Source organism: Paenibacillus sp. 01T431 (genome assembly GCF_056398625.1).
The window spans coordinates 43,884-56,988 of record NZ_JBFTPT010000019.1; the positions used below are offsets into that span (position 1 = coordinate 43,884).

Annotated in this window: 10 protein-coding genes and 1 pseudogene; 9 read left to right on the top strand and 2 right to left on the bottom strand. The window is 43.4% G+C overall.

Annotated elements, in window-relative coordinates:
• Positions 1–131: 131 nt before the first annotated feature.
• The 7 genes from AC1DM9_RS28135 (at position 132) to AC1DM9_RS28165 (ending at position 8,975) form a co-directional block, all read left to right on the top strand.
• Complete coding sequence (locus AC1DM9_RS28135; RefSeq protein WP_477551940.1) at positions 132–983, top strand: alpha/beta hydrolase; 852 nt, start codon at positions 132–134, stop codon at positions 981–983.
• Positions 984–1,144: 161 nt separating this feature from the next.
• Entirely contained in the window at positions 1,145–2,161 is a 1,017-nt protein-coding gene (locus AC1DM9_RS28140) for an HD-GYP domain-containing protein (RefSeq protein ID WP_441879355.1), read from the top strand.
• 175 nt (positions 2,162–2,336) lie between these two features.
• Positions 2,337–4,139, top strand: coding sequence for a sensor histidine kinase (locus AC1DM9_RS28145; protein ID WP_477583387.1), 1,803 nt, complete (start codon positions 2,337–2,339; stop codon positions 4,137–4,139).
• Positions 4,140–4,169: 30 nt separating this feature from the next.
• The gene (locus tag AC1DM9_RS28150; RefSeq protein WP_441879352.1) at positions 4,170–5,507 is read left to right on the top strand and encodes a response regulator transcription factor; all 1,338 of its coding nucleotides are present in this window, start codon (positions 4,170–4,172) and stop codon (positions 5,505–5,507) included.
• Positions 5,508–5,613: 106 nt separating this feature from the next.
• Positions 5,614–6,534 (top strand): carbohydrate ABC transporter permease, encoded by a 921-nt coding sequence (locus tag AC1DM9_RS28155; RefSeq protein WP_339207481.1) that lies wholly within the window; start codon positions 5,614–5,616, stop codon positions 6,532–6,534.
• On the top strand, positions 6,534–7,406 hold the full coding sequence (locus tag AC1DM9_RS28160; RefSeq protein ID WP_076271011.1) for a carbohydrate ABC transporter permease: 873 nt from the start codon (positions 6,534–6,536) through the stop codon (positions 7,404–7,406). The genes AC1DM9_RS28155 and AC1DM9_RS28160 overlap by 1 nt, the downstream gene beginning before the upstream one ends.
• 111 nt (positions 7,407–7,517) lie before the next feature.
• Positions 7,518–8,975 (top strand): ABC transporter substrate-binding protein, encoded by a 1,458-nt coding sequence (locus tag AC1DM9_RS28165; RefSeq protein WP_477583390.1) that lies wholly within the window; start codon positions 7,518–7,520, stop codon positions 8,973–8,975.
• A gap of 66 nt (positions 8,976–9,041) precedes the next feature.
• On the opposite strand, the gene AC1DM9_RS28170 is transcribed toward AC1DM9_RS28165, so the two are convergent.
• Together AC1DM9_RS28170 and AC1DM9_RS28175 are read right to left on the bottom strand one after the other, a co-directional pair.
• On the bottom strand, positions 9,042–9,239 hold the full coding sequence (locus tag AC1DM9_RS28170) for a YiaA/YiaB family inner membrane protein (RefSeq protein ID WP_256711064.1): 198 nt from the start codon (positions 9,237–9,239) through the stop codon (positions 9,042–9,044).
• Between the two features lie 84 nt (positions 9,240–9,323).
• A pseudogene (locus AC1DM9_RS28175) lies at positions 9,324–9,539 on the bottom strand (YiaA/YiaB family inner membrane protein); the annotation flags it as partial.
• 265 nt (positions 9,540–9,804) lie between these two features.
• Between AC1DM9_RS28175 and AC1DM9_RS28180 the strand changes: the two are divergent.
• Both AC1DM9_RS28180 and AC1DM9_RS28185 read left to right on the top strand, forming a co-directional pair.
• Positions 9,805–11,754 carry an AraC family transcriptional regulator gene (locus tag AC1DM9_RS28180; protein ID WP_477583392.1) on the top strand — a complete coding sequence of 650 codons (1,950 nt, stop codon included), beginning with the start codon at positions 9,805–9,807 and terminating at the stop codon, positions 11,752–11,754.
• Positions 11,755–11,922: 168 nt separating this feature from the next.
• Entirely contained in the window at positions 11,923–12,963 is a 1,041-nt protein-coding gene (locus AC1DM9_RS28185; protein WP_477511571.1) for an NAD(P)/FAD-dependent oxidoreductase, read from the top strand.
• The last annotated feature ends 142 nt before the right edge of the window (positions 12,964–13,105 follow it).

Genomic DNA, 13,105 nt, shown 5'->3' on the forward strand with positions numbered 1-13,105 from the left:
TTTCAGTCGCTAGACGTATTGTTAATCAAAGTTACGGGTTGTATGATTATTTTGCTATATAAATAAGGATAAGTAGGTGGAAAATGGTAATAAAGGAAAGAAGGTTTATCTCGAATATATTACTTGTGAGTATGATATTGTGCAGTGTTTTAACGAATTCCGGCTGTACTGCAGCCACTAGCGAAAATAAAGCATTGTCCTCGAAAGCTCTTCCAGCAGCGCGTGTGGAAAAAATGACGATGAATAGTGAAGCATTACATAAAGATATGAAACTGCAAGTTTATTTACCTGCTGGATATACGGAAACCGTTGACTATCCTGTCCTTTATTTGCTGCATGGTCGAGGAGGCAATGAGAAAACGTGGAATAAAGATATGAGCTTGTCCGATAAGGCGACTCAATTGATCAAGCTCCAGAAAATCAAGCCATTAATTATAGTTATGCCTCAGTATGACAACAGTTACGGCACGAATTACGCTGATCAAACGTATTCCAAGGATGGACGTCAATACGGGCGATATGAGGATTACTTGACCAAGGATTTGATCGGTTATGTGGATTCCCATTACAGTACGATCGCCGATAGAGAAGGTCGATATATTGGAGGACTCTCTATGGGCGGTTTTGCAGCGTTGTTTTTAGCATTTACGCACCCGGATTTATTCAGCAAAAGTGGTGGACATAGTCCAGCCATGTTTATGGACTCTACAGAGAAGTTAGGCTGGTTATTCAAAGATGAAGAAATGAGAAAGCAGACAGATCCGCTTTATCTTGTAGATCAGCTGGAATTGAAAAATCTAAAGGTTTATTTGGATTATGGTAATAAAGATATGATGCATGTTATTAATTCTACCGATCAATTATATGCAAAGCTTAAAGCAAAGGGCATTGATGTACAATTTCATACCTCATCTGGCGGCCATGATCGTAATTATTGGAAAGCGAATACAGATCAATATTTAATGTTTTATGCTGGATTTTAAGATAGCTGTACAGGACTTGATTTTGAAAAAGCCAACCGATTAGCCTTTCTAATCCGTTGGCCTTTTCTATGTATTCTCATCTTTCTAATTTTAATAGACCCTTCCTAAATAAGATATGGTAAACTAAATGTTGGAAACGTCAATTCCGAGGGAGTGAAGTCATGGAACAGTTGATCGGGAAAAAAATGAAATATGATATTTTGAACGCATATGGCGTTACGATTGTACCAGCTGACTCTGTTCTGACTAGTGAATCATTACAAATATTAATAAACCATCGGATAGATTTATCATCGATTGCCCTTGCTTATGAGCATAAGCCGATTCAGCAATCAAGCATTCAAATTGGTGAGCTTGTTCAGCAAACGGTGAATATCTCAAAAGAGCTGTTTGAATCGATCTTAGTATCACGTAAGGTCCCGTTAATGGAGATTCGCAATGAGGTGCTGCCAGCTATTTTGCAGCTATCCAAAAATCAGGATATTTTCGAATTATTCGAAGCGGTGAAAGCCAAGGATGATTATGTATATGAGCATAACGTAGGTGTGGGCGTCATATCGACGCTTATCGGAAGATGGATGAATCTGGACAATTCAGAGCTTTCGATTTTGTCGCTTGCTGCTACCCTACATGATGTTGGCAAAGTAAAGCTTCCGCTAGAGGTTTTAAACAAGCCGGGCAAGCTGAATGAGGTTGAATTCCAATTAATTAAGAAGCATACCATTTACGGTTATGAGCTGCTCAAGGGTACGACGGGCTTAAGCCTCCGAATCGCTCGTGTTGCGCTTCAGCATCATGAACGCGAGGACGGGAACGGCTATCCACTCGGACTGAAAAAGGAAAATATCGATTTATTCAGCTCTATCGTAGCAGTTGCGGATATTTTTCATGCGATGTCCTCCAAGCGTCCTTATCACGAGCCATTATCCTTTCATGAAATTGTAAATCAGATGACAGATGGGAAGTTTGGCGTTCTTAACCCGCAAATTATCTCGGTATTTATTGAAAACCTGATGAAGCGATTAGTCGGCAAACAAGTGCTTCTGACGGATGGCCGAGAAGGCGAGGTCGTGTACATCAACCCGCACAATATTGAGACGCCTCTTATCAAGCTGGCAGATTATTTCTTGGATTTAAGCCAGGAGAGAAATATACATATCAAATCTATTATCGCTTAAAATATACCATCCTAAGTGCTGCTAACCAACATCTGTTGACTAGCAGCATTTTTTTGTATGAAGTATGTGTATTTCTACGATTATGCTCTATTGCCGCTTTTGAAAAGGGTAGATCTAGCCACTCTGTTTGGCTGTTTTTTTTGCTATAGTACAATTATTAACCGGAGGTGCCTGCATGCGATCGGGTCTTAGCAATCCTTTGACAAAATTGAACATAAAGCAGCAATTGATACTTTTGTTTCTCGTGATGGTGAGTCCGATTTTTCTACTGCATTGGTACGGCAATATGAAAGCAGAGCATTTGCTCAAAAACCATGTGACGAGCGCATATGTGGAGCTCATTAAACAAAACGATACCGTCATTAATCGTGACATGGATACGATCAGCAAAATAACGACGACGATTATTCAAAATCCAATTACGCAGCAGCTTGTCCCTACTGGGGCTGAGACGGTTATTGAGAGAGTACGGAAATACGATAAGGTCGACAAGCTGCTTGCGAGTAATTCGATTCCTCTTAATGGAGGAGAAGCCGTATATTATTCGCTGTATATTTATGACCCGAATGATTACTATTTTTTTGCGCCGAAGCGTCAGTTGACACAAACCGGGGTTTATTTTTTCTCCGATGCAGAGAAACCGAGCTGGTACGATGATGCGGTCAGTTATAAGAGCAAAGGTTACATGGAAATTATTGATTCAAATGTAGGGTTATCGCAGATCAGCACGCTTGCTTATATTCGTGCCGTTAGCAATGTATCTATTGGAAACGGTATCATTGGCGTTTTGGTCGCAACAAAGATGGATATGAAAATTAGCGAATCGCTGAAATCCGTTTCACTGCCAGACGGCAAGATCATGTTTATGGATTGGTCGAACCGCGTGCTCGCAGCGACTGATTCAAGTCTGATGGGGAAGACGTATGTACTGCCTGCTGCAACAGAGATTAAGGATGGGATGGAAGCGGTCGGCACTTTTGATGTCATGACCTCTGATTACATCTATGTGGTCAATTATAACCGCAACTTGAACAATAAACTTGTCTATCAAATTCCGATCAGCTCGTTATTAAAGCAGCAAAGCGAGCTCAAGCATGTCATCCAGCTCATTTCTATTGCTTATATATTGTTCGGCTGCGTCGTTGTTGTTTATTTCTGGCGCTCGCTTATGACGCCGCTTCAGAAGCTGGCGCAATTTGTTCGCACCTATGAGCCAGGCAGGCTAGTGCCGGAGACGCCGGGAAAAGGCCGGAATGACGAGGTCGGTGTACTCTTTGCCGCTTTGTATGACATGGCCCGCAGGCTGAATGTGCTTATTCATTATAAATATCATATGGACATCAAGCAGAAGGAGTCGCAGCTTCAGCTGCTTTACCAGCAAATTAATCCACATCTACTATACAACACGCTTGAGAGTATTTACTGGAAGAGCTCGCTTGAAGGCAATACGGAATCGGCTGAAATGATTAAGGACTTATCGAAGCTGATGAAAATTGGACTAAGCAGAGGGAGAGAGCTCATTCCGCTGGATGAGGAGCTTGAGCATGCATCCGCTTATGTCAGCTTGCAGCAGAAGCGATACAAATATGAGTTTCAAGTGCATTGGAACATTTCCGATGCAGCAAGAATGATTATGATTCCGAAAATATCGCTGCAGCCGCTTATCGAAAATGCGATTATCCATGGCGTTAAATTTATGGGCGAGGATGGCGAAATCCAAATTTCGGCCGTAGTTGAGGGCGAGCGGGTTACGATCAAGGTGGAGGACAACGGACATAAGGAAGTTGATTATGCCTCAATTGAGCGTTTATTAAGCAATGACAAGTCGGATCATAGTTTAGGTTATGGGATTCGTAACATCCAACAACGAATTCAGCTTCATTTTGGCAATGGATATGGAATGAGCTACAAGCGCGGGAACAACGGCGGCACGACGGTGACGATTATTTTGCCAACGAGCTATGATGAGACAAAGTGAGCATTGGGATGCGGACGGGGAGGATTATAAATGTACAATATATTGATCGTAGATGACGAGCCTTTAATATGTGAGGGCTTATGCAGTTTATTGTCTGCTTCCGGCATTAGTTTAGCAAATGTTTATATGGCGCACAGCGGATATGAAGCGCTCGATTATTTGAGAATTGAAGAAATTGACCTGCTGATCACAGATATTCAAATGGGTTCGATGAATGGAATTGAGCTAATGCATCAGGCTAAGCTGCTGAAGCCTTGGGTTCAAACGATCATCATTTCCGCATATGAAACCTTTCAATATGCTCAAATGGCGATTCGACTCGGTGCAAAGGATTATATGATTAAACCGCTTAATAACGATCAATTTCTGGATTCCGTCCGAAATGTGCTGCTCAAAATGAATAAGCCTGCGGCAACGGAGGATCAGTTCTTATCCAAGCTGCAAGAGCATTTCCATATGGAGGAGCCGCTCCCGAAGCGAACGGAGCTGTTTAATCAGCTGCTGTCAAGCTCCGAGGAGACACCCGAGGAAATAGCGAAGAAGCTGTATGAGCGCTACGCAATCAAGCTGAACGGGCCTTATTATGCGGTCATTAAGCTGCGCCTTAATTTATCGGATAAGGATCGGCAGATCCAAAGTAGGGATGCACTGCTGCTGCAATATGCTGCATTGAACATTGCGAACGAGCTGCTGGATAAGGAATGGAATCATGTGGCCTTTTATTCTCCCAATCAGGAGATTAGTGTACTTATTCAATGGGACGAGAACGAGTTTGGAGAAGCTAGTGTCAACAAAATTAATCAATTGGATATGATCGGGCGCAGCCTCTATTACAACATTCATAAATTTATCGGGCTGCACTGTGTCATTGGCATTAGTCAAATTGTGCGAGGCATTGGTTTCGTGGGCATGCTCAGCGAACAAGCGCGCAAAGCGATCTTGTGGAACCGTGAGCATCGTGATCATTATGTTTTTTATTACGGTGATTTTAATTGGAGCACCTATACGCAGGACCCTACTGCCGAAGAACTAAGCGAACAGAATAGCCTCATTGTAGAGAAGTCGAAGGCCTATATCGATCGCAACTTTGCTCAAAAGGGACTGACGCTGCATGAGGTCGCCCAAAAAAATCATGTCAGCCCGAATTACTTAAGCTATTTGTTCAAGAAGGATACAGGCTATAACTTATGGGAGTACGTAATAAAGCTTCGAATGGAGGAGAGTCGGAAGCTTATTTTGTTTACCGATTTGCGAAGATACGAGATTTCGGAGCGCGTCGGCTACGAATCTCCTGAGCATTTTAGCAAAATATTTAAAAAATATTATGGGATGAGCCCAAGCGAGCTTAAGAAGGACGACAAGAAATAAGATGAAGTAAAAATAGCTATCATTGTCTTAGTTTTGCACATTACCAGTTAGCCGCCTTGCTTCTAGAATGGTATAGAGCAATAGAAAAGAAATGAGGGAAACTCAGATGGAACAATCCGTTGTAGTAGGCGAGCCGCTCGATAGCAAGGTGCAGAGGAAGGCTGGCAGGTGGAAAAGACATATTTCGGGCTATTTGTTTCTGCTGCCCGCAGCTATTATTTTTATTTTATTTTTGTGGGTGCCGATCACGAAAGGCATTATTTACAGCTTTTACACGATCGATTTTGTAAAGGGAAATACGTTCGTGGGGTTTGATAACTACAAGACGATTTTTAACGATCCTGATGTATGGATTGGTGTCAAAAATACGCTGTACTACATGTTTTTATGTATGGTTATCGGCTTTTGGGTTCCTATTCTGTTTGCAATCGCGATATCAGAGCTGCGTCGCTTTCAAGGCTTCGTTCGCGTGGCGGCATATTTGCCGAACGTCGTGCCTGCTGTTGTGTTATACGGCTTATGGAGATGGTTCTATGATCCGGTAGGTCCGATTAACGGATTGCTGACGGAAGCGGGGCTTGATCAAATAGCCTTCCTAACGAATAAAAGCTGGTCAATGATTTCGCTTGTCGTCATGGAAACATGGCAGCAGTTCGGTTCAGGCATGCTCATTTATTTGGCTGCTGTTCTTAGTATCCCGCGGGACTGGTATGAGGCAGCAGAAATTGATGGCGCAGGCATATTCCGCCGTATCTGGCATATTACGCTTCCGTCGATTCGCGGCTTGATTCTGCTTCTGTTCCTCTTGCAGTTGATTGCAACGACGCAAGGTTTCCAATCTCAGCTGGCCTTGCTTGACGGCGGTCCGAACAAAGCAACGCTCACTTACTCGCTGTTTATCGTTAAATATGCATTTACGAAGCTTGATTACGGGGTAGCTTCTGCGCTGGGTGTACTTATGTTCGTCGTCCTTGGCGGATTGGCACTTTTACAATTCAGGCTGAACAACAGGGGGGCGGGCAAGTGATGAAGAGCTTAGACAGAGGGATATTATCCAGTCACGATTTGCGCAGAAATAAAAACAAGGTAGGTTTTCTGCTTATTATCCTTGTCATTATTGCAATGGTTGCCTCGATGCTTTATCCCATTGCTACTGCATTGTTTAACGGTTTGAAAGCAAACACCGAAGTGAACTCGTTTCCACCGCACTTTTTGCCTTCAGAATGGCATTTCGACAACTACCGAACAGGCTGGAATTTTATTAACCTGCCGCAGTTTTTGAAAAACACGCTTATGATTTTTGGCGGCAACATGATTATGACCATCGTCGTGCTCGGTTTAGCAGCCTTTAGCCTATCCAAGCTTAATGTTCCGTATCAGAAGGGAATCTACTTTTTTTTCATGATTACACTTTTCATACCGCCGAGCACTTATATCATTCCGAACTTTCTTAATCTGAAGGATCTTGGTTTGCTTAATACGTATGCGGCTTTCTGGCTCCCTGCCAGTGCGAGTGCATTTTATCTGCTGCTGCTTAAAAATTTCTTCGATGGTATCCATCATGAAATGATTGAAGCGGCTCGAATCGACGGTGCGTCAGACTGGAAATGCTTCAGCCTTATCGCGATTCCGCTTTCCATTCCTATTTTCTCCACGCTCGCAATATTTGTTTTCTCAACGGCATGGAACGATTGGTTCTGGCCTTCGCTTGTGATGCACAGCGATAAGAAATATCCGCTTGCGACAGCCGTATATAAATACGTCATCAGTGCGCAAAGGCTCAATCTGAATATTCGTTTCGCTATCCTTACGATGGTGATGCTGCCGCCGATTCTCGTGTTTCTGGCGTTCCAAAAGTTCATTATGCGGGGACTTCATCTTGGCGGGGTTAAGGGATAAGCAGTTCGTAGACATACACATGATCGGAATAAGAATACACCTCGCCCAAATGAAAACGTCTCCTTTATGATGAGGATGTAGTAAAAATACGAATGGTGAAGGGGAATATCGATGCTAAAGAAAAACGTGGCAGTGTTGATTTGTTTGATCATGATATGCTCAATTCTTGCAGCTTGCAGCGGTGGCAGCAAGGAGACCAACGATCCAAAAGAAACCGATAAACCAACGAATGCAGCGACAAACAATGCAGGCAGCAAGGAAACAGATCTTCCGAAGGAAGATATTAAAGACAAAAAAATTACGATCAGCATTTATTATCCATTGCCGGATCAGGTTGAGAACCGCAAGCTGGAAGATGACAAAATCAAACGTTTTAACGAGGTTTATCCTAACGTGGAAATCGTAAAAAGCGACTGGCACTACAACCCAAGCGAAATTGGCATCAAAATGGCAGCAAACGAAGCGCCGACATTTTTCAACACTTGGGCAACAGAAGCTAAGTTTTTGCAGGAGCGCGGCTGGGTAGCCGATATTACGGAGCTGTGGGAGAGTTATCCATTCAAGGATCAAATCAATCCCGTGCTGCAAAGCCAATTTATCATTGGCGGCAAGGTGTTCGGGGTATCCCAGAAAGCCTATGTTACAACTACGGTTGTAAACAAGAAGCTGCTTGACGAGAAAGGTGTACCGATTCCATCGTATGACTGGACATGGGACGATATGTACAACACTGCGAAAGCAGTAGCTGATCCGAAGAAAGGCATTGCAGGTATTGCGCCTATGGGCAAAGGTACAGAAGCAGGCTGGAACTGGACCAACTTCTTGTTTGAGGCAGGCGGCGATGTTCAGACGATCGCTGACGGCAAAGTAACAGCAGCCTTTAATTCTGCGGCAGGCTTGAAGGCGCTAGAGTTTTACAACAAGCTGAGATGGGAAGCAAATGCAATTCCGCAGGACTGGGCACTTGGATGGGGCGATGCTGTCGGCGCTTTCGGACAAAGCCGTACGGCTATGGTTATAGCGGGAGCTGAGGGTGTACTTGAGCAGGCACTCAACCAAGGCGGCTTGAAGCCAGAGGATGTACTGACATTCCCGATGCCGGCAGCAGAGAAAGGCGGCAAGCATACAGGCGTGCTTGGCGGCGATTACCTCGTCATCAATCCAAATGCGACGAAGGACGAACAAGAAATTGCTTTCCGCTATATTACATTCGATTACTTTACGGATAAAGGTCTAGAGTCTCTTGAAACCGATATTCAAAAACGCCAAACAGAAGGCAAATATTATATTCCGCCACAAATGAACTATTACAGCCCTTCATCGGAATATGGACAAAAAGCACAGGCTATATTTGATAAATACGATAACGTCTACAAATATAACGCAGAATCCGATTCTTTGCTTGACGGCAAACCTGAAGCGCAATACAACACGCAGGATTACTACGGCGAAGTAACGAATGTGCTGCAAGAGGTTTTCTCCAAAAAAGGTTCAGATCTTCAAGGCTTGCTCGACAAGTCTGCCAAGGTCGTGCAAGAGAAGTTTTTTGATTCTATTAAAGTCGAATAGCTAAACGGATTGATCGAAAGAAAGCCTCCCCAATTCATCTTTAAAGGGGAGGCTTTTTATTGTTTTCTAGCTTTCTAAATCTTCTGTTTTCGTATGCACGCTGTCTTCTTCATTATCCCGAATGGTCTTTTGCAAAACGAGGCAAGAAACGATTAAGAAAGCACCGGCAATCGCGTAGTAGCCTTTGACGTAAAGCGGCTCCTCTAGTGTGTAAATACCTATATATTGAGCGAGAATGGCAATGATAAAGCCGGCCCAAGCCATGAACGAAAAGGCGGAGGTATTGCGGCTTCTGTAGCCCGGGTTGTAGTCTTTGAGAAACTTATCCTCGTCGTTGTCGCGCGCAACCTTCTGCAGAAGAAATGAAGTGATAATTAAAAGTATGCCGGTTACAGCGTAATACCCTTGCACAGACATTGGTTGTTTAAGCGTGTAAATACCGATGAATTCGAAGCCACATGCTATAAGAAAAGCTGCCCAAGCCATGAAGGTATACGTTGGGGTATTGCGGCGGCGATAAAAATTTGCTGGTTTGCGTACTTGCATCGTTTCCATTTTTTCCATTTGAGAAAGCCTCCCGAATCGATTTGTTGTTCATGTCTTTAGTTTACATCATATGCCAAAACGTAAAAGTACCAACTTATTGTAGTACCAGGTACTAGTAAGAAAGGAATTGACAATGAGAATGGTTATCATTAGAATGCTTATTAATATGCTCTGCAAGGAACCATACATAAAAGGATGAACCATCATGATCAAGTAGTCGGCTTTTTCTTCGGTCGATCTGTGAGCAGCACAAAGTAAACGCTAGAGGAGCTGAACTCGGAAAGTGGAGTGGAATGATCTTATTAGGCTTTGGAACCACGCCTCAATTAAGGTGTTGGATGTTCGTCACCATAGGATGAAACTTGGCGATAGGCTGCAATCCTACCGTCTTCCAGCAAGCGGATTTTTATATACGACAATTGGCAGCGCAAATGTATGTTTGGACGGTCATCCATATAAGGCGGAGCGATTTCATGTGCTGCATGGGGGCAAAGGAATGTGCTTGGATATAGACAGGCTGGAGGAGGATTTTGATTATTACTTAATCTTCTATAAAGCACTTATCCCGCATCCTTGCAGGCAAGAGATTTTATCTCTTATTGAAAATAACAACCCGTTCCATATGCAATATGGCTTCGCCCCGCAATACCCGATCCCACTGTTTCGAATTGTTAACGCAATGGCACAAGAGTGGCAAATATCGCATTCTTTGGAGAGATTTCATGTCAATACGTTATTTCATCAATTTGTTTATGAGGTATTCATTCAGCTGCAAAAGCAAGACATATCTCTATCGAAGCCCGACCTAGCAGCTCAAGCGCTTCGTTATATTCATAATCATTATATGGAGCCGATTACGCTTGAACAGTTGGCGCAAACCTTAAGCTATAGCGCCAAAAACTTGTCCAAGGTGTTTAAAAAGGAAACAGGGCATAGTCTCATTGATTATGTCATTCAGGTGAGAATTGATCATGCGAAGGAGCTAATGAAAAATACAAGCGCAACCATCCAGGAAATTGCGGAAAGCGTTGGTTATTTCGATCGCTTATATTTCACACGGATATTCAAAAAGGTTGCTGGCGTTTCGCCAGGCAGGTATAAGGACGGTTTGAAAAATACTAGAAGCGGGGCAAATCGTCTATATAGATCGAGCCGATTGTCCATTGTTCCAGGGAGGCTCCGGCGTTACAATGTGTATCGTTATGATAATCATTATCAATACAAAGGAGAGAATCAATTGCCCATGTACAAAGGATTGAAATTATCAATGGCGGCAACCCTGTTGTTTTGTTTTGCTTTATTTATGAGTGCATGTTCTACGGGGACGTTAAATACAAATACGGCAACCGTGGAATCAAAATTAACGACGAAGGGGGAAGCAGCTCCTTCCAATAAGCCGCAAACGGAAGCTCAGACTAGAGTAATCACAACGATAAAAGGTGATATCGAAATTCCTTCGCATCCCGAACGGATCGTTGTTGATCTGTACTTGGGCAGTTTTATTGCACTTAATGTCAAACCAATCGGAACGCCAGAATTGAATTTGAAAAATCCGTATTTTTCAGAGGCGCTTGCAGGTGTGGAGAATATTGGAGAATACGAGAGTGTATCGCTAGAGAAAATAATAGATTTGCAGCCGGATATGATCGTTACAGGAAATGAAGCAGCTTATGAGCAGTATAGCAAAATTGCTCCGACGATCGTTGTTCCTTATGGCGAACTAAAAAATACGCATGAAGAATTGACCTATTTCGGCAAATCGTTAGGGAAAGAGGCAGAAGCGGAAGCATGGTTAGCTGATTACGACCAGCGTATTGCAGCAGCCAAAGCAAAGGTTGAAAGTGCCATTCCAAGCGATGCTGTATTTTCAGTCATGCAGGATTGGGGAGGGAATACGGGCGTATTCGGCGATAATTTCGGCAGGGGCGGACAAGCTGTATATCAAGCACTTGGACTTAAGCCGCCAGCTAAAGTAGCGGAGCAGCTGATGAAGGAACAAATTGTTGAGGTTTCTGGAGAGAAGCTGTCTGACTTTGCTGGCGATTATATTATATTAACGTCTGATACGCTAACGCTTGCAGAATTGAAAACCGAGCCGATTTGGAAGCTGATTGATGCAGTTAAAAATGATCGCGTCTATATTTGGAGTAAGGAACGCTCATGGTATTTTGATCCGATTGCTACGCTATCACAGACAGAGGAACTAGCTAATTGGCTCGCAGGTGCGAAATAAACGAATCGTTGAAAGCATTGATAGAGATAACAAAAGTCAGTTTTGTACAAAAAAATGGTGACTTTTGTCCATTGTCACAATGAGGATGGTATCCTACACTTTAATAAGTGATAGTGATAATCAATATCAAAAAATAAATTGATCATGACTGACGTTTGGAGGCAAACGATGAACGAACAATTGGAGCTCTATGATGTAACGATAATTGGTGGTGGCCCAGGGGGGTTATATACCACTTTCTATAGCGGCATGCGCGATTTGAAAACGAAATTAATTGAAGCGCAGGATCAACTCGGCGGGCGAATGCTCACTTATCCTGAGAAAATTATTTGGGATGTAGGCGGGGTAACACCGATTCGCTGCGAACAATTAATTGCGCAATTGATCCAACAAGCCAAAACCTTTGATCCGACGATCGTGCTAGGACAGCAAATTACGGACTATGAACGATTGGCTGACGGAACTTTTATGCTGACTTCATTAACTGGCGAGAAGCATCATACAAGAACGGTCATTATGGCAATCGGTTACGGAATAAAAAAATTAGCGAAGCTGGAGATTGAAGGGGCTGACCGCTATGAAGTAACGAACTTGTACTACACCGTACAGGAGCTGGAAAAATTCCGCGATAAGCGAGTGCTCATTTCTGGCGGCGGCGATTCCGCAGTAGACTGGGCTAATGAGCTGGAATCCATTGCAGCCAGCGTAACGGTCGTGCATCGCCGCGACAGCTTCGGCGGGCACGAGAGAAATGTTTCCAGGATGAAACAATCCTCTGTAAATGTTCTTACGCCATATCAAGTGCTTGCGCTTCATAGCAGTAATGGGGAAAGTATCGAGAAGGTAACGATTGCACATATGGAAACGGAGGAAAGCAAGCAGATTGAAGTCGATGCTGTCATCGTCAATCATGGAATGAAGAGTGATTTTGGACCTATCCGTGATTGGGGTCTTGATATGGGAGTATGGAATGCGAACGTTGGGGAGCGGATGACTACTAATATTCCGGGCATCTTCGGCGCAGGCGATTTCGCGAGTTTTGGCAGCAAGGTTGGACTTATTGCAGGAACGTTTACGGATGGCGTCTTGGCACTCAACAGCGCGAAGCTGTATATGGATCCGGAAGCTCCAGAGATGGCTTATGTTTCTTCTCATAACGAGCGTTTTAAGGAGAAAAATCGGGAGCTTGGCGTAGTAGAAGAAGAATAGTATACCATTCGATTAGAAGGCGAGTGCTTCACAGCAATCAGCAGATTACCCATATAAGTATAGAAACCCTCTGTCTAAGACAGAGGGGTTTTTGCATGCCTCTACACTTCGTAATATAACACCTATTATTTCTAGAAATGCA

What these genes read in the sequence shown, in the direction of transcription:
- AC1DM9_RS28155 (WP_339207481.1), top strand. Translation starts at nt 5,614, where the DNA reads ATGGAACAATCCGTTGTAGTAGGCGAGCCGCTCGATAGCAAGGTGCAG.
- AC1DM9_RS28185 (WP_477511571.1), top strand. Translation starts at nt 11,923, where the DNA reads ATGAACGAACAATTGGAGCTCTATGATGTAACGATAATTGGTGGTGGC.
- AC1DM9_RS28145 (WP_477583387.1), top strand. Translation starts at nt 2,337, where the DNA reads ATGCGATCGGGTCTTAGCAATCCTTTGACAAAATTGAACATAAAGCAG.
- AC1DM9_RS28160 (WP_076271011.1), top strand. Translation starts at nt 6,534, where the DNA reads ATGAAGAGCTTAGACAGAGGGATATTATCCAGTCACGATTTGCGCAGA.
- AC1DM9_RS28150 (WP_441879352.1), top strand. Translation starts at nt 4,170, where the DNA reads ATGTACAATATATTGATCGTAGATGACGAGCCTTTAATATGTGAGGGC.
- AC1DM9_RS28140 (WP_441879355.1), top strand. Translation starts at nt 1,145, where the DNA reads ATGGAACAGTTGATCGGGAAAAAAATGAAATATGATATTTTGAACGCA.
- AC1DM9_RS28135 (WP_477551940.1), top strand. Translation starts at nt 132, where the DNA reads ATGATATTGTGCAGTGTTTTAACGAATTCCGGCTGTACTGCAGCCACT.
- AC1DM9_RS28165 (WP_477583390.1), top strand. Translation starts at nt 7,518, where the DNA reads ATGCTAAAGAAAAACGTGGCAGTGTTGATTTGTTTGATCATGATATGC.
- AC1DM9_RS28170 (WP_256711064.1), bottom strand. Translation starts at nt 9,239, where the DNA reads ATGGCTTGGGCCGGCTTTATCATTGCCATTCTCGCTCAATATATAGGT.